The 21,394-nt window shown below is 69.5% G+C and carries 17 protein-coding genes; 11 read left to right on the top strand and 6 right to left on the bottom strand.

Annotated features, from left to right (window positions below):
• Positions 1-70: 70 nt before the first annotated feature.
• The gene (locus tag HW578_RS03655) at positions 71-253 is read right to left on the bottom strand and encodes a hypothetical protein (protein ID WP_232478596.1); all 183 of its coding nucleotides are present in this window, start codon (positions 251-253) and stop codon (positions 71-73) included.
• 252 nt (positions 254-505) lie between these two features.
• Complete coding sequence (locus HW578_RS03650; protein WP_198369172.1) at positions 506-2,881, bottom strand: xanthine dehydrogenase family protein molybdopterin-binding subunit; 2,376 nt, start codon at positions 2,879-2,881, stop codon at positions 506-508.
• Between the two features lie 333 nt (positions 2,882-3,214).
• On the opposite strand from HW578_RS03650, the gene HW578_RS03645 reads away from it, so the two are divergent.
• Genes HW578_RS03645 through HW578_RS03630 form a run of 4 tightly spaced genes read left to right on the top strand, consistent with a single transcriptional unit; the run spans position 3,215 to position 7,899 of the window.
• Positions 3,215-4,438 carry an ABC transporter substrate-binding protein gene (locus HW578_RS03645; RefSeq protein WP_198369171.1) on the top strand — a complete coding sequence of 408 codons (1,224 nt, stop codon included), beginning with the start codon at positions 3,215-3,217 and terminating at the stop codon, positions 4,436-4,438.
• Positions 4,439-4,445: 7 nt separating this feature from the next.
• Complete coding sequence (locus HW578_RS03640; RefSeq protein ID WP_198369170.1) at positions 4,446-5,321, top strand: branched-chain amino acid ABC transporter permease; 876 nt, start codon at positions 4,446-4,448, stop codon at positions 5,319-5,321.
• On the top strand, positions 5,318-7,171 hold the full coding sequence (locus tag HW578_RS03635) for a branched-chain amino acid ABC transporter ATP-binding protein/permease (protein WP_198369169.1): 1,854 nt from the start codon (positions 5,318-5,320) through the stop codon (positions 7,169-7,171). Before HW578_RS03640 ends, HW578_RS03635 begins: the two co-directional genes overlap by 4 nt.
• Positions 7,168-7,899 carry an ABC transporter ATP-binding protein gene (locus tag HW578_RS03630; RefSeq protein WP_232478594.1) on the top strand — a complete coding sequence of 244 codons (732 nt, stop codon included), beginning with the start codon at positions 7,168-7,170 and terminating at the stop codon, positions 7,897-7,899. Before HW578_RS03635 ends, HW578_RS03630 begins: the two co-directional genes overlap by 4 nt.
• 54 nt (positions 7,900-7,953) lie before the next feature.
• Here HW578_RS03630 and HW578_RS03625 read toward each other — a convergent pair whose 3' ends face one another.
• From HW578_RS03625 to HW578_RS03610, 4 genes are read right to left on the bottom strand one after another with little or no spacing between them, the layout of a single operon-like run.
• On the bottom strand, positions 7,954-8,949 hold the full coding sequence (locus tag HW578_RS03625) for an isopenicillin N synthase family dioxygenase (RefSeq protein WP_198369168.1): 996 nt from the start codon (positions 8,947-8,949) through the stop codon (positions 7,954-7,956).
• Between the two features lie 15 nt (positions 8,950-8,964).
• Positions 8,965-10,269 (bottom strand): amidase, encoded by a 1,305-nt coding sequence (locus tag HW578_RS03620; RefSeq protein ID WP_198369167.1) that lies wholly within the window; start codon positions 10,267-10,269, stop codon positions 8,965-8,967.
• Positions 10,266-12,053 carry a hydantoinase B/oxoprolinase family protein gene (locus tag HW578_RS03615; protein WP_198369166.1) on the bottom strand — a complete coding sequence of 596 codons (1,788 nt, stop codon included), beginning with the start codon at positions 12,051-12,053 and terminating at the stop codon, positions 10,266-10,268. Before HW578_RS03615 ends, HW578_RS03620 begins: the two co-directional genes overlap by 4 nt.
• Before the next feature lie 2 nt (positions 12,054-12,055).
• On the bottom strand, positions 12,056-14,140 hold the full coding sequence (locus tag HW578_RS03610; protein ID WP_198369165.1) for a hydantoinase/oxoprolinase family protein: 2,085 nt from the start codon (positions 14,138-14,140) through the stop codon (positions 12,056-12,058).
• 90 nt (positions 14,141-14,230) lie between these two features.
• Here HW578_RS03610 and HW578_RS03605 point away from each other — a divergent pair, with 90 nt between their 5' ends.
• From HW578_RS03605 to HW578_RS03575, 7 genes are all read left to right on the top strand, one after another.
• Entirely contained in the window at positions 14,231-14,866 is a 636-nt protein-coding gene (locus HW578_RS03605; RefSeq protein ID WP_198369164.1) for an isochorismatase family protein, read from the top strand.
• A gap of 2 nt (positions 14,867-14,868) precedes the next feature.
• Positions 14,869-15,762, top strand: coding sequence for a polysaccharide deacetylase family protein (locus HW578_RS03600; protein WP_198369163.1), 894 nt, complete (start codon positions 14,869-14,871; stop codon positions 15,760-15,762).
• A gap of 236 nt (positions 15,763-15,998) precedes the next feature.
• Positions 15,999-17,591 (top strand): ABC transporter substrate-binding protein, encoded by a 1,593-nt coding sequence (locus HW578_RS03595; RefSeq protein ID WP_198369162.1) that lies wholly within the window; start codon positions 15,999-16,001, stop codon positions 17,589-17,591.
• 10 nt (positions 17,592-17,601) lie between these two features.
• The gene (locus HW578_RS03590) at positions 17,602-18,615 is read left to right on the top strand and encodes an ABC transporter permease (protein ID WP_369407810.1); all 1,014 of its coding nucleotides are present in this window, start codon (positions 17,602-17,604) and stop codon (positions 18,613-18,615) included.
• Positions 18,612-19,454 (top strand): ABC transporter permease, encoded by an 843-nt coding sequence (locus tag HW578_RS03585; protein WP_198369161.1) that lies wholly within the window; start codon positions 18,612-18,614, stop codon positions 19,452-19,454. The genes HW578_RS03590 and HW578_RS03585 overlap by 4 nt, the downstream gene beginning before the upstream one ends.
• The gene (locus tag HW578_RS03580) at positions 19,451-20,407 is read left to right on the top strand and encodes an ABC transporter ATP-binding protein (RefSeq protein WP_198369160.1); all 957 of its coding nucleotides are present in this window, start codon (positions 19,451-19,453) and stop codon (positions 20,405-20,407) included. The genes HW578_RS03585 and HW578_RS03580 overlap by 4 nt, the downstream gene beginning before the upstream one ends.
• Positions 20,400-21,392 carry an oligopeptide/dipeptide ABC transporter ATP-binding protein gene (locus HW578_RS03575; RefSeq protein ID WP_232478593.1) on the top strand — a complete coding sequence of 331 codons (993 nt, stop codon included), beginning with the start codon at positions 20,400-20,402 and terminating at the stop codon, positions 21,390-21,392. The genes HW578_RS03580 and HW578_RS03575 overlap by 8 nt, the downstream gene beginning before the upstream one ends.
• The last annotated feature ends 2 nt before the right edge of the window (positions 21,393-21,394 follow it).

Genomic DNA, 21,394 nt, shown 5'->3' with positions numbered 1-21,394 from the left:
GGCGAAGAAGGAAAGCCGTTGAGAGGCGCCGCCCGGGGTGGGGCGAGCCCCACCCCGGGCATCACATGGGTCAGGTTTCGATCGGCGACCCCACGCAAAGCGGGTCAGAATTCAACCGGCGTTGACATTCGAGATAGATCGCCATCTCGAAGCCCAGCCGCATCAGAGCCGCGACGGACTTCTGAGCCTTCCGGCTCTCGGGATCGAGGGCCCCCAGAAAGCGGACCGTGATGCTGCAGGGATCGAGCACCATGTCGTCCGGGTGAGGCAGCAGCTCCCGCCCTGGCTGCTCCGCAGCGCGCGCCGCCGCCAGGCGATTGCCTGCCAATTGACAGGAAGAACCAACTGGTCCGGTCGCAGCGCAGCCGTTGTGTGCGTCAGCAACTGGGCGACGGAGAGGGTCCTGGTGCTGGATCTGTGAAGGCTCCTTGCGGAGACGCCGCCCAATGCGGCGCTCCCGCCACCCGAAGCCCGGAACGCACCGGGTTTGCTCCTCGCTCGCCGATCACGCCGCTGCGGCCGCGCCCTTCAGCGCCGCCCAGACCCGCGGCGGGCTGGCCGGCATGTCGATATGCCGCACGCCATGGTCTGCCAGCGCATCCACCACGGCATTGATGATCGCCGCCGGCGCGCCGATCGACCCCACCTCGCCGCAGCCCTTCACGCCCATCGGCGTCTCGGTGGAAGGCACCGGATGCGTCTGCATGGCGAAGCTCGGCAGGTTGTCGGCGCGCGGCATGCAGTAGTCCTGGAAGGACCCGCTCAGCATCTGTCCCGTGGCAGGGTCGTAGACGCAATGCTCCAGCAGCGCCTGGCCGATGCCCTGCGTCACGCCGCCATGCAGCTGGCCTTCCACGATCATCGGGTTGATCACCGTGCCGACATCGTCCACGCCCACGTAGTTCACCAGCGTGACCTGGCCGGTCTCGGGGTCGATCTCGACCTCGGCCACATGCGCGCCGCCGGGGAAGGAGAAGTTCACCGGATCGTGGTAGGCCTGTTCCTCGAGCCCCGGGTCGAGCGTCTCGAGCGGATAGTCGTGCGGAACATAGGCGGCGAGCGCGATGTCCTGGAAGGATTTCGCGCGGTCGGTGCCGGCCACGACGAAGCGGCCCTCGGTGAATTCGATGTCGCCCTCGGCGGCTTCCAGCAGATGCGCCGCGATCTTGCGGCCCTTCGCGATGACCCGGTCCGACGCCTTGGCCAACGCCGCCCCGCCCACCACCAGCGAGCGCGAACCGTAGGTGCCCATGCCGAACTGCACGCGGTCGGTGTCGCCATAGACGATGTCGACATCCTCGAACTTCACGCCGAGCTTCTCGGCGACGATCTGCGCGAAGGTGGTCTCGTGCCCCTGGCCGTGGCTGTGCGTGCCGATCAGCACCGTGACATGGCCGGTGGGGTGCACGCGCACCGTGGCACTCTCGTACAGGCCGCCGCGCGCGCCGAGCTGCCCTGCGATGCGCGAGGGCGCCAGGCCGCAGGCCTCGATGTAGGTGGACAGGCCAATGCCGCGCAGCTTTCCCTGCTGCTTCGCGATGGCGCGGCGCGCGGCGAAGCCGTCCCAGTCCGCCAGCGCCAGCGCGCGGTCCATGCAGCCCAGTGGATCCCCGCTGTCGTACTTCATCATCACCGGCGTCTGGTAGGGGAAGGCGTCGCGCGGGATCATGTTGCGCCGGCGTATCTCAGCCTTGTCGATACCCATCTCTGTGGCCGCGATATCGACGAGGCGCTCCACCACGAAGGTTGCCTCCGGCCGCCCCGCGCCGCGATAGGCATCGACGGGCACGGTGTTGGTGAAGGCGACCTTCACCTGGCAGTGGATCGCCGGCGTGGTGTAGACGCCCGCCAGTAGCGGAGCATAGAGGTTGGTCGGGATATTCGGCCCGAAGGTCGAGATATAGCCGCCAATATTGCCGATCGTCAGCACCTTCATGCCGAGGAAGCGGCCCTCGGCATCCAGCGCCAACGCCGCCTCGGTCACATGGTCGCGGCCATGGGCATCGCTGATGAAGCCCTCGCTTCGTTCGCACACCCACTTCAACGGGCGGCCGATACGCTGCGCCGCGAAGGTGATCACCGCCTCCTCGGCGTAGTGGAACTGCTTCACGCCGAAGCCGCCACCGACATCGGGTGCCACCACGCGCAGCCGGTGCTGCGGGATGTTGAGCACGAAGGCACCCATCAGCATGCGCACCACATGCGGAAACTGGCTGGTGGTGAACAGCGTGTACTGCCCTGTGCTGCGCTCGAATTCCGCGATGGCGGCTCGAGGTTCCATCGGGTTGCCGACCAGGCGGTTGTTCACGAGCTTGAGGCGCGTGACATGCGCCGCCTTCGCGAAGGCGGCCTCGGTCGCCGCCGCGTCGCCGATCGACCAGTCGCAGCAGAGATTGCCCGGCACGTCGTCGAAGATCTGCGGCGCGCCGGGCGCGATCGCGGCTTCGAGATCGATCGCGGCGGGCAGCGGCTCGTAGTCCACGACGATGAGCTCCGCCGCGTCGCGCGCCTGGTGCTGTGTCTCCGCGATCACGAAGGCGACCGCGTCGCCGACGTAGCGCACCTTGCCCTGCGCCAGCGCGGGGTGCGGCGGTTCCTTCATCGGCTTGCCGTCGGTGCCGGTGATGCCCCAACCGCAGGGCAAGCCGCCCACGCCGGCGGCGGCGAGGTCCGCGCCGGTGAGGATGCCAAGCACGCCCGGCGCGGCCGCCGCGGCGGATGTGTCGATGCCGCGCAGCAACGCATGCGCGTGCGGTGATCGCAGGAAGACGCCATGCGCCATGTTCGGCCGCTGCATGTCGGCGACATAGTTGCCGCGGCCGCTGATGAAGCGCTGGTCTTCCTTGCGACGGACGGAAGCACCGATACCGTTATGACCCATGATCCATCATTCCTTCAGCCCGAGAACCTGAGTTTCGGCCAGGCACCCGCCGCCGCGCCATACCGACGATGGGACCACAACGGCCGACAGCGCAGGAATTGAGCGAATTCTAGTCAAACTCCGTGGTATTTGCATAATTTCTCGGCATTAAAAGTCACGCAAGGCCCAAACTGCCCGAAAACGATTCAGGTTGGACGTTGCGGCTTTCTTCCACGCGCCGTTACCGTTGGGACATGCGCGGCGGGCCTCACAGGCCCCCGCCGCGTGCTGCCGTGCCTGCGACGGATGCTCACCTCGCGCGTCCCCACCCCCGACCCCAGGAGACGAACCAGCATGTCGAAGCTGCCCCCATCCCCCGCGCGGCGGGCCCTGCTGGGCCTTGGCGCACTCGCCGGCCTCGCGCTTGCCGCCGCCGCCCCTGCACAGGCGCAGCGCGCGCAACCCTGCATCGGCGCCTCCTGGGAGCTGACCGGCCCGCTCGCGCATAGCGGCTTCGCGCTGCGCGTCGCGGTCGAGACCGCGCTCGCCGAGATCAACGCCGCGGGCGGCGTGCTCGGCCAGCAGCTCCGCCTGGTCGCGTATGACGACGTGGGCGAACCGGCGCGCGCGGTAGACAATGCCCGGCGCATCGGCGAACGCGACAATTGCGTGGTCATGCTGGGCGGCTTCCGCACGCCGAACGCCATCGCGCTGCGCGAACCGCTGGACGAGATGGGCCTGCCCTGGGTGGGCGTGATCTCCGCCGGTACCCAGGTGGTCGAGCACCCGAACGGCCGCAACCAGTGGATGTTCCGTGTTTCCATGAAGGACCGCTGGGTTGCGCCCTTCCTGGTGACAGCGGCGCGTGCGCGCTCGCGCTCCGGCAAGATCGGCCTCATGTACGAGGGCACCGGCTGGGGCCAGGGCGCCGTGCCCGATGTGACCGCCGCGATGCGCGCGGTCGACACGCCGATCGCGGCGACCGAGACCTTCAACATCGCCGACACCGACATGACCGCGCAGTTGATCCGCATGCGCGACGCCGGCGTCGACACCATCATCTTCTACGGCGTCGACCGCGAGGCGGCGAACGTCGTGCGCTCGATGGACCGGATCGGCTACCGGCCGCAGATCGTCTCCGCCTGGGGCATCGGTGTGCAGTTTGCGCAGACCGCCGGGCCGTTGGCCGAAGGCGTGATCGTGGCCGGCACCTACACATGGATGGGACAGCTGCCTGAACGCGCGCAAGGCGTGCTCGCGCGCATGCAGCAGCGCTTCCCGGAGATCCGCACCCCGGGCGACCTGTTGATGCCCTCGGGCACCGCCAATGCCTATGACGCGGTCTACATCATCGCCGAGGCGCTGAAGCTGGCCGGCCGCTTCGACCGCACCGCGTTCCGCGACGCAATGTTCCGCGTGAACTACCAGGGCATCGTCGCGAACTACGCACCGGCCTTCGAGCGCACGCAGGAACGGATGGACGCGATCCTGCCGGCGTCCTACCGCCTGCTGGCCTTCCACAACGGCGCGCTCATGCCCATCGAGCAGACGCCCTTCGGCACGCCGCGGACGAACTGAGCGCGCCATGGAAGCCCTGCTCCAATACCTGCTGACGGGGCTTTCCGCCGGCGCGATCTATTCGATGATCGCGCTCGGCTTCTACGTGATGTGGAGCGCCGCCAAGGCCGTCAACTTCACCTTCGGCGATGTCTTCATGCTGGGCGGCGTGCTGACCGTGGTGCTACGCGAGATGGGGCTGCCGCTGCCGATGGCCGCAGCGGCCGCCATCCTGATCGCGGCCCTGTCGGGAGCGGTCATCGAGCGTGTCTTCGTGCGGCCCTTCAACCGCGAGGCGAACGCGATCGGCTGGATGCTGACCACCATCGCCGTTGGCACGATGATGGAGAGCTTCACCACAGCGACCTACGGTCCGCTCGGCCGCGCCATGCCCACGCCGCTGGTCGAGCAGCCGGTCCGCATCGGTGGCGCGGGCATCTACCTGCAGGAATTGCTGCTGCCGGTCGTGCTGGTGGCCATGACCCTGGCGCTCGAGGCCTTCTACCGGCGTACCGTACTGGGCCGCGCGATGCGCGCGGTGGCCTACAACCGCGTCGCCGCCGGGCTCGTGGGAATCGATGCCGACCGCATCACCATGTTGGCCTTCGCGCTGGCGGGAGGTATCGGCGCGCTGGCGGGCTTCCTTGTGGCGCCCATCGTGCAGGCCTCCTCCTCGATGGGCGTGGTGGTCGGGCTGAAGGGCTTCCTGGTGGCGATCATCGCGGGCATCGCCAATGCGCCGGGCGTTGTCATCACCGGCCTGATGTATGGCGTGCTGGAGAAGTTCGTGGAGGCATACCTCTCCACGGCCGCGCGCGACGCCATCGGTTTCACGGTGATGATCCTGGTGCTGCTGCTGTACCCGCAGGGTATTTTCGGCCGGCGCGAGGTGCAGAAGGTATGACCGCGCGCACTGCCGGCTGGCTGGGCCTGCTTGTCCTCGCGCTGCTGATCGCGGGCTTCCCTTGGCTGGGTGATCTGATCGGCGAGCGCTTCCCGACCAGCTACGAGCTCCGCCTGGTCATGCGCGCCATGATCCTCGCGATCGTGGTGATCGGGCTCAACCTACTTGTGGGGCTGGCGGGGCTGGTTTCGCTCGGCCAGGCGGCGCTGTACGGGCTGGGCGCGCATGTGGCCGCCTTGCTGTCGCTCCGCGCGGGCTTCTCCTTCGCCGAGAGCATGGCGCTTGCCATTCTCATCCCGGCCATGATGGGCGCCGTGCTGGCCTTCCCGACGGTGCGCGTGCGCGGCGTCTATCTTGCGGTGATCACCATCGCCTTCGGGCTGATCTTCGTGAACGTGCTGCGCGAATGGGTGAGCTTCACCGGCGGCGCTTCGGGCCTCGCGAACCTGCCGCGCCCGACCCTGTTCGGGGAGCCGCTGATGGCGGTGCGGCGCACCAACTTCAACTACTACTACCTGATCCTGGCCTGCCTGCTTGCGTCGGTATGGGTGGCCTACGCCATCGCCAACAGCCGCTTTGGCCGCGCGATGCGCGCGGCGGCGCAGAGCGAGAACGCGGCGCGTGCGCTCGGCATCAACGTGGTGGCGATTCGCACGCTGGCCTTCTCCGTCTCGGCCGGCTTCGCGGGTCTGGGTGGTGGGCTGTTCGCGAACCTCGCGCTGTTCGTGAACTACGAGACCTTCAGCTTCACGGCCTCGATCGAATTGCTGCTGATGGTGATCCTGGGCGGATCGGGGACCATGGCGGGGCCGCTCGTCGGCACCTCGGTGCTGTTCCTCGCCACGCAGTTCCTGCAGGGGCTGGGACAGTGGCAGACCTTCGGCTACGGGCTGCTGCTGGCGGTCGTGCTGTTCGTGATGCCGACGGGCATCGTGGGATCCATCGCCGCGCTGCGCGCGCGGCTGACCTCGTCGTCCCGCGCGCGGGAGACGCGCGCCTGGCCGAACTGGGGCCCGGGTCTCGAGAAGGTGACCGCCGACAGCGAGGAAGCCGGCCAGGCGACGCTGATCGCGCGCGGCATCACGCTGCGCTTCGGCGGCCTGACGGCGGTCAGCGGCGTGAACATGGAGGTGCGCTCGGGCACGGTGCATGCGCTGATCGGCCCGAACGGCGCGGGCAAGTCCTCGCTGCTGAACGTGATCTCCGGCTTCTACCGCGCGACCGAGGGCGACGTGACGGTGTTCGGCCACCGCGTCCGCCAGGATGCACCTTATGACCTCGCGCGCCTTGGCATCGCGCGCAGTTTCCAGAACACCGAGCTGTTCGGCCAGATGACGGTTCTTGAGAACGTGCTGGTCGGCGGCACGCCGCATTTCCGATCCGGCTTCGTCGAGACCGTGCTGCGCCTGCCGCGTTTCCGGCGCGAGGAACGTGCTGCACTGGCCGAGGCAAGGCGACTGCTGGACTTCGTGGGCCTCGCGGATTTCGCCGACGAGCAGGGGCGCAACCTGCCCTTCGGACATCAGCGCCGTCTCGAGATCGCCCGCGCACTTGCGCTGCGGCCGAAGCTGCTGCTGCTCGACGAGCCCGCGGCGGGGCTGACGCATGGCGAGATCGAGGATCTGGTGAAGCTGATCCGCGGCCTGGCCGATCGCGGCATGACCATCATCCTGGTCGAGCACCATGTGGACATGATCATGGCGTGTTCCGACCGCGTCACGGTACTCGACTATGGCGAGGTGATCGCCGATGGCACGCCGGCCGAGGTGCAGGCCGACCCGAAGGTGATCGAAGCCTACTTCGGCCAGGGTGCGCCCGCCGCGCCGGCACCCGCGACGGTGGCGGCATGAGCACGATCCTGAGCGTCTCCGGCCTGCGCGTCTCCTACGGCCGGATCGAGGCGGTACGCGGCGTGGATCTGAGCGTCGGCACGGGCGAGTTCGTCGGCATCATCGGATCGAACGGCGCGGGCAAGACCAGCATGCTGCGCGCCGTGACCGGCGTGGTGCGGCCGGCGGCGGGCAGTGTGACCTTCGATGGCGCCGATGCGACAGGGCTGAAAAGCCACCAGATGGTCGCGCGCGGCCTCGCGATGGTGCCGGAAGGGCGCATGGTGTTCGCCGACCAGAGCGTGCGCGACAACCTGGTGCTGGGCGCCTATAGCCGCATCGCCTCCGACCCGCGCGGGGTGGAGGAGGATATCGAGAAGACGCTCGGCATGTTCCCCCGGCTGCGCGAACGCATCGGCCAGCAGGCCGGCACGCTGTCGGGCGGAGAGCAGCAGATGCTCGCCATCGCGCGCGGGTTGCTGTCGCGGCCGCGGCTGCTGATCATCGATGAGTTGTCGCTCGGCCTCGCCCCTAAGATCCTCGACATGCTGTTCCCGGTGCTGACCGAGCTGAACCGCCAGGGCCTGTCGATCCTGCTGGTGGAGCAGATGGCGAGCTACGCGCTGGCGGTTACGCACCGTACCTACGTCATGGAGAACGGCCGCGTGCTGTTCGACGGCCCGTCGGCCGAACTGGCCGGCGACGACCGCGTGCTGGACGCATACCTCGGCCGCCGCACGCGCCACTGATTTTCAGCGGCCCCCTGGTGGGGGCGCGCAAGCGGGCAGCGCCCGCTCGACACTCTACGCCGCCGGCACCTGTGTGCGGACAAACTGCGCGCGCAGGTGCTCGCCGCTCGTGGTGGCCTCAAACTTCGGTGCCTCGCCCTCCGCTACCGTGCCCGGAAGTGCTGCCACCGGAGCGTCGTAGTTCGGGTTGTGGAAGAACACGAGCGAGAGCCGCCGGCTCGCTGCCGCCGCTTCCACCGGCGGGTTGACCACGCGGTGCAGCGTCGCTTTCCACTGCCCGTTGGTCCAGCGTGCCATCAGCTCGCCGATGTTCACGATGTAGCTGTCCGGCGCGATCGGCACGTCCACCCATTCGCCCGCGCGATTGAGCACCTGCAGCCCGCCGGGCTTGTCTTCCGCGCGCAGGATGGTCAGCGAGCCGTAGTCGCAATGCGCGCCGGCGCGCAGCTGCCCGGGCTTGGGCGCTTGCGTCGGCGCCGGGTAGTTGCGCACGCGCAGTCGGCTGATGTGGCGGTCGATCTTGTCGGCGAAGAAGGTCTCCGGCAGGTCGAGCGCGAGGGCGAACATCGCCATCAGGTCCTCGGCGAGCGCGCCCATGGCGCGGAAGTAGTCCTCGTAGAGCGCGCGCAACTCAGGCGGCCGCGCGGGCCAGAGGTTCGGGTGGAAGTGCCGCCCGGCCTGCGGGCCGCGGAAATAGGCATCGCCATCCGGTACGTCGACGGGGCCGATCATCAAGCTCTCGTTCAGGTCGCCGGGCACGTCGACGCCCTGGCTGCGGCCGACGCTCTCGGCCTCGAGTGGGATGTAGCCGCGGGTGATGTCGGGTGCGGGGCGGACCACCGCCATCTTCTCCGCCTCCGGCAGGTCGAAGAAGGCGTTGGAGGACGCCTGGACACGCGCGATCAGCCCAGGATCGACGCCATGGCCGGTGATGACCAGGAAGCCGATGTCGTTGATCGCCTGGCCGACGCGCGCGGCGATGGCACGCTTCGTGGGTGCGTCGCCGGCGCGGAACGGCGCGACATCCAGGACGGGAACTTCGAGCAGCATAGGGTGGATCCTTCGCTAGAGATCGACCTTCGTCGCGGTGTCGGACAACAGGAAGCCGGCGAGCCGGGAATCCGCGCCGGGCGAGCCAAACAGCAGCGCGCCGACCGGCATGCCGCTGTCGGCGGCGAGGCCCGCGCGTAGCGTCGCCACCGGCCCACCCAGCACGGTGGTCGGGATGACGAAGGACGGGTCACCGGTGCTGCCGCTGGCGGGCGCCACGTCCGGCGCGGCGGGCAGCAGGATCATGTCGTCGGGCGCGAAGCCGGCCCAGAAGGCCGTACGCAGCGCAGCCAGCCGGCGCAGGTCGGCCAGGTAGGCATCGTCCGGGATGGCGAGGCCGGCCTCGATATCCTCCGCGATGCGCGGGGCGATGCGCTCCCTTGGCAGGCGCGCATGGGTGCGGCCGAGCTCGGCCACCATGGCGCGGCGATGCGTGGCCAGCATCTCCTCGAGCGATGCCGGCGCCGTCGCCTGGCGCACATCGAGCCCGACGGTGGCGAGGCTCGCCGCCAGCGCGGCCATGCGCGCGCTGGTCGATGCGACGGCGAGCCGCGCGACCAGCGGATCCTCCAGCACGACGATGCGCGGCGTGGCGGGCTCGGGCGCGCGCAGGCCGAGATGGTCCGCCGCATAGCCCGCTGCGAGATACGCCGCATCCTGCGCGCTCGCGCCGAAGGCGCCGACCGTGTCGAAGGAGGGCGCCAGCGGCACCACGCCGACCCCGCCGATCGAGAGCGTGGAGGGCTTGAAGGCGCCCACGCCGGTATAGGCGGCCGGCCGGTTCACGCTGCCCGCCGTCTGCGTGCCGAGCGCCAGCGGCACGGTGCCGGAGGCGATCGCCGCCCCCGAACCGGCCGAGGACCCGCCCGGCGTGCGCGCAAGGTCCCACGGATTCCGCGTCGGCGGCAGCGACTGAAAATATGCGTATTCCGTGGTGTGCACCTTGCCCAGGATGATCGCGCCGGCGGCACGCAGATGCGCCACCACCGTGGCATCCGCGCTGGCCGGCGCGATGTTGGCGCGCGAGGGGCTGTTGGCACGCGTGGGCAGGCCACGCACGTCGATCACGTCCTTCACCGCGACGGGAATGCCGTGCAGCGGCCCGCGCACCTGGCCCGCGGCGCGTTCAGCATCCAGCGCGCGCGCGGTGGCGAGCGCGTCGTCGGCCAGCACATGGATCCAGGCCTGCACCTGGCCATCCACCGCGGCGATGCGATCGAGGCAGCGTTGCACCAGCGCCTGCGCGCTGAGTGAACCGGCGGCCATCGCGGCCGCGAGGTCGCGCACGCGGCCGGGGTCCTGGATCAGCGGATTGGTCATGTCAGGCTCCTGAGCATCGCACGCTGCGCCTCGGTCGCGGCGGCATCGACCGCCAGGGTCTCGTCCTCGATCTCCCCGGTGAAGACGACGCCATAGATGTCGCGCGCCTTCTCGCGACTCTCCCAACCTTCGAGCACGTCGTGCAGCACGCGCGCGACATCGCGCGTCAGCGGGTCGCCATACCCGCCGCCGGAGCTGTCGCGCCCGCGCAGCGCCTGGCCCTTCTGCAGCGTCACCTGCACCACGTTGGGCAGGCGCGACGCATCGCCATTGTCGCCCACCAGCCAGGTGGCGCCGGGCGTGCCCTCCAGCCCGCCCACCACGCCGCGCGGCGGGGCGTGCTGTCCATCGCAGGAGATCACCGCCGTGACAGGATTGCCGGTGGGCGCGAGTTCGATCTGCTGCGCCGGCGCGCCGCGATGCCGCCCGGCGCCGGCGCTGTCCTGGACGATGCCGAGGCTGTTCACGCGGATCGGGTGCTTGAGCTCGTCCACCTCCACGCTGTCGCGGTACATCAGCCCCGCGATCACCGGGATGGCGTAGTTCACCCAGCCGTCGGCGACGGGTGAGGCCGGGCCGCCATTGGTCGAGAGCATCATGCGGTTGACGAAGGGCGCATCCGCGCGGCGATGGTCCTTGCCCGAGATCACCGCCATGCCCGCGCCGAGGCCCGTGCCACCCTCGCTCAACCCATGCCCGTCGCCGAGCTGCGCGAAGGCGGATTGCGTGATATTGACCAGGCGCTCCGACACGTTGGTGGTGCCCATCGAGCACGAGTGCGGGAACTTTGGCGCCGCCACCACGCTCTCCTCGGCGTAGGTGAAGCGCAGCCGGCGGAAGGATCCCGCATTGCGCGGCAAGTCCTTGTCGAGCGCATTGAAGATCGCGCCCACCACCGCCGAGGTGGCCGCCCCAAGCGAGGTGTTCAGGCCGACATCGACGCAGGGCGGATTGTCCGAGAGGTCGACATGGATCATCGCCTCGTCGGGATCGATCTCGATCTTCACGGTCAGTTCCAGCCCGCCCGGCAGTATGCCTTCGAGCGGATCGGACCGCCCCTTGTTCACCAGGCGCGCCCTGGGCATGCGGCGGATATTGTCGATCATCCGGCGTTCGGAATAATCGAACCAGTCGGCGATGAAGCGCTTGACCGCGGGCGCGCCGTATTTCGCGCAGAATTCTTCGAGCCGCCGTTCCGCCACGCGCGCAGAACCGAGCCCCGCGAGGTAGTCGCCGTACCATTGATCCGGCACGCGGATGCGCGCGCGGCACATGCGCACGATGTCCTCGATGTTGCGGAAGTCCCGCTGTACGCGAACGCCCGGGAACACCAGCGCGCCCTCGTGGTACACGTCGCGCGCCAGCACGAAGTAGCTGGATGGGATCGAGTTGCCGATATCCGCCATGTGGCATTTGGCCACGCTGGTGAACAGGTGCTCGCCCTCGAAGAGGACCGGCACCATGAAAGTGTGGTCGGCTGGATGCGTATTGCCGCCATAGGGGTCGTTGTCGAGATACGCATCGCCGCGGTGGATGTCGCCCGCATGGTACCGACGCATGTTCGCGGTCTGGATGTGGCAGCCGAAGATGTGCACCGGCAGCCCTTCCGCCGGCGCAAGCAGCTGGTCGTCGCCGGTGACCAGGCAGCAGGAGAAGTCGCGCGCCGAGGAGATCACCGCCGATCGCGCCGCGCGCAGCAGCGTGTTGGTCATCTCCCGCACGATGCCGTCCAGGCGGTTCGCCATGACGGAAAGCAGGACGGGGTCGAGGCTCGCGTCGCTCATGGTCAGGCCGCCCGGCAATGCAGGATGTAGTTGCCCGCGGCGGAGAGCTCCGCACTGAGGCCGGGATAGACCACGATGGTCGTCGTGGGTTCCTCGATGATGGCGGGGCCGGCGATGCGCGCACCGGGGTGCAGCGTCGCGCCGCGGAAGATCGGCGTGGCGGCGCGGCCGGTCTCGGTGAAGAAGCAGTCGCGCCGTCGGTCCGGTGGCGGGTCGTAGGGCGCGGCCTCGGCCTCGGGCGGAGGCGGCGGCGCGAACAGGCCGATGGCGATGCGCCCCTTCCAGTTCACGAACTCGACCGGGCTGCCCTCGTCGCGCACCGCATAGACGCGCTCATGCGCCTGGTGGAAGGCCTCGGCCAGCGCGGCGATGTCGGCGGCGGTCTCGATCCGCGCGGCGGGCAGGGGCGTGTCGAGCTCCCAGACCTGCGCTCGGTAGCGCGCCTCCACCACCAGCTCGATTCGCGCTTGCGCCCCGTCCGCGCCCCTCAGGCCGCGGCGGAAGGCGGCGAGCTCGGCCTCGATCTCGGCCAGCGCGCGGTTCACCCCGGCGGTATCGAAGCTCGCGCTGTCGGTGAAGCGGCTGCGCGTCGCCTCGAAGACGATGTCGCTGTACTGCATGCCGCAGGCCGAGAGTGCGGAGGCAAGCCGCGGCAGGATCACCGTGTCACAGCCCAGCTCGCGCGCGATCGGCATGATGTTGAAGCCCGCAGCCCCGCCGCCGGCGACGACCACGCTCTCGCGCGGGTTGAGGCCCTCGTTCACCGTGATCTCGCCGATCGCCTTGATCATGAGCTCGTCAGCGATGGTCATGATGGCGGCCGCCGTTGCATCCGGCGTGCGGCCGATCTCTGCGGCGAGCCGCCCGATCACGCGCCGCGCCGCCGCGGGGTCCAGTTGCAGCCGCCCGCCATTGAAGTAGTCGGGATCGATGTAGCCCAGCACCAGCGCCGCATCCGTCACGGTCGGGACGTCCCCGCCGCGCCCGTAGCAGGCTGGCCCGGGCACCGATCCGGCCGATTGCGGCCCCACGCGCAGCAGTCCGCCGGCATCGACCCAGGCGATCGACCCGCCCCCGGCGCCGATGCTGCGCACATCCACCGTGGAGGTGCCGACGATGTCGCCGAGCCAGCGCTGCCCCAGCCAGGAATCGCGCGTGTAGACAAGCCCGCCGTCGCGCACCAGGCCGACATCGAAGGTGGTGCCGCCGGTGTCGCAGACGATGGCGTTGCCGCCGAGGCGTTCCACCGCCGCATAGGCGCGCCCCGCGACCGGCGCCATGGCGGGGCCGGATTTCAACGTGTGGATCGGGCGCGCGATCAGATCCTCGACATCCTGGCAGCCGCCGACCGAGGTGCTGACCAGAAGGTCGCCGCCGAAGCCCGCCGCGCGCAGGTCGGCGGCCATCTCGCGCAGGTGCTTCTGCATCAGCGGCTTCAGCGAGGCATCGATGGCGGTGGCGGAGGCGCGGCGGTATTCGCGCAGGATCGGCACCAGCTGGTGCGAGAGCGTGACTGGCACGCCAGGCATCATCTCCGCGATCATTGCGCCGAGTGCCAGTTCATGCGCCGGGTTGGCGATCGACCACAGCAGCGAGACCGCGACCGCCTCGAAGCCACGCTCGCGCAGGGTGCCGATCACGGCGCGCGCCTGCGCCGCGTCGAGCGGCGTCACGACCTCGCCCTCGGCGCCGATGCGCTCGGCGATCTCGAAGGACCGACGGCGTGGGATGTAGGGGTCCGGGTAGTCGTAGGAATAGTCGTGCGGGCCGTGCTTGCCGCCTTCCTTGAAGGTCAGCGTGTCCTTGAAGCCGGCGGTAGTGAGGAAGGCCGTCTTGGCGGTACGCTTGGTCACCACTGCATTGGTTGCGCGCGTGGTGCCATAGATCAGGATGCCAGTCTGCGCGAGCAGGTCGGGAACGGCCATGCCGAGATCCCCGGCGGCGACGCCGAGCGCGCCGGCCATGCCCTCGAAGATGCGCTCCGGGGTTGTGAGTGCCTTCCCGATGTGCAGCCGCCCGGCGGGGTCGAGCACCACCATGTCGGTGAAGGTTCCGCCCGTATCGACGGAGATCCGGTAGCCACCCATGCGTTTCCTCGACCCCTCGCGGCTGCGCTGCCCGCGCCGGGCACGAGGTTTGCAATTCACGTGCCGACCAACCGGGCAGGGGCGACAAGGATGAGCGATGTCTACGCGGCGAAGGGCTACGGGTCGCGCCCCATCGGCTTCGGCGAGAAGCCAGGCGTGGTGGTGGTGGATTTCCAGACCGGCTTCACCGATCCCGCCTTCCCGATGGGCGGCGCGCCGCTGGTCGAGCGCGCCGTGGAGAACACCGCGCGGCTGATGCGCGCGGCCAAGGCGGCGGGTGCGCCGGTGATCGCCTGCGTGGTGGCCTTCGACGGACCGAAGGGCGCGCCGCACTGGAAGGTGGCGCCGGTGCTCGACCTGCTGGCCGGCAGCGCGGGCACCGCGCTCGACCCGCGCATCGCCGCCGAGGAACCGGACGTGGTGCTGGCCAAGACCGCGCCGTCGATCTTCTTCGGCACTGCGGCGGGTGCGATCCTGACGCGCGAACGCGTCGACACGGTGATCGTGACCGGCTGCATCACCTCGGGCTGCGTGCGCGCCTCGATCATCGATGCCTTCTCGCTCGGCTTCCGCGTGCAGGTGCCCGAGGATTGCGTGGGCGACCAGGACGAGGTCGCGCACCGCCAGAACCTCAAGGATGTCGAGCGCCGCTACGCCGATATCATCGACGCCGATACCGCCATTGCCGCGATCGAGCGGTGGTCGCGCGCCAACGACCGGAGCTGACGATGCCCAAGGAAATCCTGTGTGCCTTCAGTGTCCATTGCGACGCCGTGGCCGGCTGGCTCGGCAGCTACATGGGGGATGACAGTCCCGGCGACATCAGCCGCGGCGTCTTCGCTGCCGAGGTCGGCATGCCGCGCCTGCTGCGGATGTTCGAACGCTTCGGCCTGAAGCAGTCCTGGTTCATCCCAGGCCACACCATCGAATCCTTCCCGCGCGAGACCGACATGGTCGCCGCCGCTGGCCACGAAATCGGCCTGCACGGCTACAGCCACGAAAACCCCCTGGCGCTGTCGCGCGCGCAGGAGGAAGCGATCTTCGACCGCTGCATCGGCCTGATCGAGAAGCACTGGGGCCGCCGCCCGGTCGGCTATGTCGCGCCCTGGTGGGAGGTCTCGGCGGCATCGATCGACATCCTGATCGAACGCGGCATCGCCTACGACCACTCCCTGATGCACCACGACTGCACGCCCTACTACGTGCGCCAGGGCGATGCCTGGACGCCGATCGACTATAGCCAGCCCGCCGAGAGCTGGATGAAGCCGTTCACCAAGGGCCGCGAGACCGAGCTGGTGGAGGTCCCGGCCTCCTGGTATCTCGACGACCTGCCGCCGATGATGTTCGTGAAGAAGTTCCCGAACAGCCACGGCTATGTCTCGCCGCACCAGCTCGAGCAGATCTGGCGCGACCATTTCGATTTCGTCTGGCGCGAATACGACTATGCCGTGGTCCCGATGACGATCCATCCCGACGTCTCCGGCCGCCCGCAGGTGCTGCTGATGCTCGAACGGCTCATCGCGCACATGCTGAAGCATCCGGGCGTGCGCTTCGTGACGCTGGAAGAGATGGTCGCGGACTTCCGCCGCCGCGTCCCGCGCGCGCACGACGCTGGCGTCTAGACGTTCGGTCCCCGCCTCTCGCGGTGCGGAAGATTGCCAGGTGGACGCTCCCTCCCGGCATCTCCGGCGACGGTGCCGCAACTGCAGCGATCTGGCGCATGCGGGGGCATTCTGCCGCGCCGATGTGCAGCGTGACGATGCGCGCACGCGCTTTGGGGTGGGCTCCGGGGCTTGCCGGGGCTGCCCGCGCGGGTTTCAAATGCGCTGACCACGTCCGTTCCTGGGAGAACCGCGCCATGGGCTTCCGTCGACTGCGCGCCGCCGTGCTCGCTGCTGCCGTCGCAACGTTGCCCATCGCGGCCGCACCGCTGCCTGCCGCGGCACAGCAGCGCCCCCTCGTGTGGGGCGATACGCTTCCGGCGACGCTCGACCCCCACGCCATCTTCGACGTGCCGAGCCAGTTCGTGCTGCTCAACGTCTATGACGGGCTGTACCGCTACCAGGGCAACCCGCCGCAGCTCGTGCCCTGGCTCGCTGAGAGCCACACCACCAGCGCCGACGGCCTGACCTGGGACTTCACCCTCCGCGAGGGCATCAAGTTCCACGACGGCAGCGACATGACGGCGGAGGACGTCGTCTATTCCTTCCGCCGCCTGCTGGCGATGAACCGCGCGCCGGCCGCCGCTTTCACGCCCGTTCTGCGGGCGGAGAACGTCACCGCGACCGGCCCGCGCACGGTGCGCTTCGTACTCTCAAGCCCCTATGCGCCATTCCTGTCGGCGATCCCTCTGGTGGCCATCGTCAACCAGCGCGCGATCGCGCCCAATGTCGCCAACAACGACTGGGGCGCGGCCTGGCTGGCGGTGAACGGTGCGGGGTCCGGTGCGTATCGCGTCGATCCGGCGACCTACCAGGCGCGCGTCTCGCTCGACCTCGCGCGCTTCCCGCAGCACTTCATGGGCTGGTCGCATACCCCGCGCCCGATCGATACGGTGCGCGCGCGCCCAGTGATGGAGACCTCGACCCGCGTGCTCGCACTGCTGCGCGGGGAGATCGACGCGACTGATTCCTACCTGCCGACGGACCAGGTGGAGCGTGTCGACCGCAACGCCCGCACGCGCGTAGCGCGCGACGAGAGCATGCGCGTTTTCATCATCCGCATGAACAACAGCAAGCCGCCCTTCGACAATCGCGACGCGCGGCTCTGCTTCGCGCATGCCTTCAACTACCAGGGCTTCAACGACGTGATCCTGAAGGGCCTGGTGGTCCGCAATGGCGGACCGAACCCGAACAACCTCTGGGGCAACCCGCCTGACCTCGTGCCCTATGCCTTCGACCTGAACCTGGCGCGCCAGCATTGCGACCGCGCCCGCGCCGCCGGCGCGCCGATCGGGCGCGAGATCGAGATCCACGTCCAGAACGAGCTTGAGCAGACCGTCCAGGCCGCGCAGATGTTCCAGGCGGATCTGCGCCGGGTCGGCATCAACCTGCGCATCGTGCCCAACACCTGGGCCGGCATCACCGGCGCCACCGGCCAGCCGCAGACCACGCCGGACATGTGGGTTCACTGGGTCTCGACCTATTTCGTCGATCCCGAGAACTGGATCGGCCAAATGTACGACAGCCAGTTCCACGGTACCTGGAAGGCGAGTTCCTGGTACTCGAACGGCGAAGTGGACAGCCTGCTGCGCCGTGCACGCGCCAGCCTCGACCGCGCCGAGCGGGAACGGCTGTACCAGGCGGCGACGCGCCAGGTGGTAGCCGACAGCCCGGACATCTGGGTCTACAATACGCTGAACCTGCGCGGCCTTGCGCGGCGGGTGCAGGGGTATTCCTTCTCGCCCGTCGGCTCGGGCGGAGAGTTGCGCCTGATGTCGCTGGAGAACTGAGCACGGCATAGTGGCCCGCTACATCCTCAGGCGCCTGCTGCTGGCGCTGCCGGCGTTGCTGGGGCTGGTGGTGCTGACCTTCGTCCTGTCGCGCGTCGTCCCGGCCGACCCGGCGGCGACGCTCGCCGGCGATGCGGCGACGCCGGCGCTGATCGCGGAGATCCGCGCGCAGTATGGCCTCGACCGGCCCATTCTCGAGCAGGCGGTGATCCATGTCCGCCAGGTGATGACCGGGGATTTCGGCCGCAGCGTCTTCTCCGGCCGGCCGGTGGCCGAGGAGATCCTGCAGCGCCTGCCCGCCACGCTGGAACTGACCTTCGCAGCGCTGTTCATCGCCACACTGCTCGGCATTCCGCTGGGGCTGGTCGCAGCACTCCATCACAACGGGGTAGTCGACAATCTGGTGCGGGTGCTCTCGGTTGGCGGGCTTGCCATCGCCTCCTTCTGGCTGGCGATCATGCTGCAGCTGCTCTTCTCCATGGAGCTCGACATCCTGCCGCTGCGCGGGCGCATCGATGTCGCCCTCGGCATGCCCCCGCGCGTGACCGGCTTCGTGCTGATCGACAGCCTGATCGCCGGGCGCCCCGACATGTTCCTCGACGGTTGCCGGCATCTGCTGCTGCCAGCGATCACGCTGAGCCTGCCGGGGCTCGCCACCATCGCGCGCTTCACGCGCTCGGGCGTGCTGGAGACGCTGCAGAAGGACTTCGTGCTCTATGCGCGCGCCGCGGGCTACGGTCGCATTCGGCTGGCGGCGATCTATGTGCTGCGCAACGCCGTCACGCTGGTGGTCACCCAGGTCGGGTTGCTGTTCGGCGCGCTGATCTCTGGCGCGGTGGCGGTGGAGGCAATCTTCGACTGGCCAGGACTCGGGACCTATGCCGTGCAGGCCATCCTGTCGGCCGACTACAAGGCGCTGCTCGCGGTCACGCTGGTGGTCGGCGTCGTCTACGCCGTGGTGAACGTCCTGGTCGACGTCGCGCAGGTGGTGATCGACCCGCGCGTGGCGGAGGACGGACGGTGACGGCGCTGCGCCTGCTGTTGCGCGACCGTGTGGCGGCCCTCGGAGGGCTGATCGTACTGTTCGCCCTGGTGGTCGCGATCTTCGCACCCTGGATCGCGCCCTATCCCGACGACGCCTTCGAAAGCCACATCATGCAGCGGCTGCGGCCGCCCTCGGCCGAGTTCCCGTTCGGCACGGACAATCTCGGGCGGGACATCCTCTCGCGCGTCATACTCGGCACGCGCAATGCGCTGCTGGTGGCGGTCGCCGTCGTACTGGCGGCCATGGCGATCGGCGTGCCGATCGGCCTGGCGGCAGGCTGGCGGGAGGGATGGCTGTCCGAGACGCTGATGCGGGTGACGGATGTCTTCCTCGCCGTGCCGCAGCTGATCCTGGCCCTGGCGCTCGGGCAACTCATCGCGCCGGGCATCGGCGCGGCCATGGTCGCATTGGCACTGACCTATTGGCCATTCTTCGCGCGCACGGTCTTCGCCGAGACGCGCCGGCTGCGCAGCGCATTGTTCGTCGATGCGCTGGCCGGCATCGGCGCGAGCCCGGCGCGGATCCTGTTCCTGCATGTACTGCCCAATGCCGCGCCGGCTGTGCTGGTGCGCGCCACGATCGGCATGGGCTTCACCATCCTGACAGCGGCGATCCTGGGCTTCCTCGGGGTCGGTGCTGCGCCGCCCTCGCCGGACTGGGGCCTGGCAGTCTCCGAGGCGCGGCAGCACTTGCCGGAAGCCTGGTGGTTCCCGACCTTTCCGGGCCTTGCGATCCTGGTGCTGGTACTGGGCTTCAACCTGCTGGGCGACGGGCTGCGCGATGCCGCCGATCCGCGGCTGCGACGGTCGCGCCGATGAGCCCGCCCGTCCTGCAGGTCGAAGGCCTGGCCGTGCGCCTGCGCGGCGAGGGTGGCGTGGCCGAGATCCTGGACGACGTGTCGCTCAGCGTCCCCCGCGGTGGCACGCTCGGCGTGGTGGGCGAGAGCGGCTGCGGCAAGTCCACGCTGCTGCGCGCCATCCTCGGAATCCTGCCGCGCGGCGCCGAGACTCCGCGCGGGGCGATCCTGTTCGAAGGCCGCGACATCCTGTCGGACCGTGCGGAATCCGCCCGCGGGCGGATCGGCTTCGTGCCGCAGGATCCCTACCTCTCGCTCAACCCGGTGTTCCGCGCCGGCGACCAGATCCTGGAGATCATGCGCCGTCACGCCCGAGGGTCGCGCCGCGACCATCGCGACCGGCTGGTCGAATTGTTCCGCGCCGTTCAATTGCCCGATCCGGTGGCGGCGTTGCGCAAGTACCCGCACCAGTTCTCCGGCGGCCAGCGCCAGCGGCTGCTGATTGCCGCCGCACTCGCGTGCGATCCTGCGCTGGTGGTCGCGGATGAACCCACCACCGCGCTCGACGTCACCACGCAGCGGGAGATCCTGGCGCTTCTGCGCGGATTGGTGACGGAGCGCGGCCTGTCGCTACTGTTCGTCACGCATGATCTCGGGGTGCTGGCCTCGGTCTGCACGGAGGTTGCGGTGCTCTACGCCGGGCGCGTGGCGGAAGCCGGCCCGACGCGCGCGGTGCTCGATGCGCCGCGCCATCCCTACACGCGGATGCTGCTGGCCTGCCATCCCGATCGCGCGACGGATCTTGCCGGCATTCCCGGCACCGTTCCCGCCGCGACCGCGCAGCCGACGGGCTGCCGCTTTCATCCGCGATGCCCCATCGTTCACTCAGGCTGTGCCGTGGAAGCGCCACCCATGGTGAGTCTTGGCGAGGGCCGCGCGGTGGCCTGCCCATGGCACGAGGCTGCCCTTGCCTGAGATCCTGGGCGCATCTGGCCTGGTCGTGGAACTCGGCGCGCGTCGCGGCCTGCTGCGGCGGCGTGCCGGCGTGCGCGCGGTGGATGGCGTCGACCTCTCGATCGATGAGGGCGAGACCTTCGGTATCGTCGGCGAGAGTGGCTGCGGCAAGACCACGCTCGCACGAGCACTGCTCGGTCTGCAGCGCGAGAGCGCCGGCGAGATCCGGCTGGAAGGCCGCACCGTCTCGGGCCTCGACCCTCGTGCGGCGCGGCGCGTGCGCGAAGCGGTGCAGTATGTCCACCAGGACCCTGGCGCGGCGCTCGATCCCTGGTGGCGTGTCGGCGCGACGCTGGCCGAGGGCCTCGCCATCCATGGCATCACCGACCGTGCGGAACAGCGCGCGCGCATTGCCGAGACGCTCGCCGCCGTTGGCCTCGATGCGGCCATGGCGGAGCGCTACCCGCACGAGCTCTCCGGCGGCCAGCAGCGGCGCATCGGCCTCGCACGCATCCTGCTGTTGCGGCCGAAGGTGGTGATCCTGGACGAACCCACCGCGGGGCTCGACCTGTCGGTGCAGGCGGCGGTGCTGCGGCTGTTGCGCGACCTGCGCGCGCGCTTCGGGCTGACCTATGTGTTCATCTCGCACGACCTTTCGGTTGTCCGGCGCGTCTGCGATCGCGTCGCGGTGATGTATCTCGGCCGCGTGGTTGAGCACGGCAGCGCGGCGACGTTGTTCGCCGAACCGCGCCACCCCTACACGCGCGCGCTGATCGCTGCCGCGCCGCATCTCGACGGGCGCGAGAGCGGGCCCTCCCTGCCGGGCGACCCGCCGAGCCTGCGCGCCATCCCTCCCGGCTGCCGCTTCCATCCGCGCTGTGCCGCCGCGACCGAAGCATGCGCCCGCCGAGAGCCCGTGCTGGAGGATGCCGGTCCGGCACATGCCGTCGACTGCCTGCGCTGGCGCGAGCTCGCCCCCGAGATCCCCGGCCGCGACGCCGCATGAAG

The sequence above is a fragment of the Roseomonas rosulenta genome (assembly GCF_016106005.1).
GTDB classification, from domain to species: Bacteria; Pseudomonadota; Alphaproteobacteria; order Acetobacterales; family Acetobacteraceae; genus Neoroseomonas; species Neoroseomonas rosulenta.
The sequence above is the reverse complement of the archived record's forward strand: the minus strand, read 5'-3'. Positions and strand labels throughout refer to the sequence as shown.